Below are 258 nucleotides of genomic sequence, written 5' to 3'. Positions count from 1 at the left end.
TTGATTTCAAAAGAACGCTCCGGCAAGTTATTTGCCAGAGCGTTCTTTTAGATTAACGATGATCAAGTTTTAATATGTTTAATGGCTGAGCTTAGTCCTTAGCCTTGAAGTAATGTACCCGCGCCGTAAAGTCACTAGTTTGAACGGGAGTCGTGTAGAGTCCTAGTTGCATCAATTCATCGCCACCGTACATTTTGTTTGTGTCGGTCTCAACGTAGGTCTGCTGAGGGTCTAATCCCGCTAACTTCGTAATATGCG

At 43.4% G+C, this 258-nt stretch carries 1 protein-coding gene; it reads right to left on the bottom strand.

Annotated elements, in window-relative coordinates:
- Positions 1-91 precede the first annotated feature (91 nt).
- The coding region (locus MMY95_RS16040) for a GH36 C-terminal domain-containing protein (RefSeq protein ID WP_277602052.1) at positions 92-258 on the bottom strand (167 nt) is incomplete at its 5' end.

The organism is Lactiplantibacillus sp. ME-2 (assembly GCF_022549155.1).
GTDB lineage: Bacteria > Bacillota > Bacilli > Lactobacillales > Lactobacillaceae > Lactiplantibacillus > Lactiplantibacillus plantarum.
Note: the sequence above shows the minus strand (reverse complement) of the source record. Positions and strands in the feature narration are given on the sequence as shown.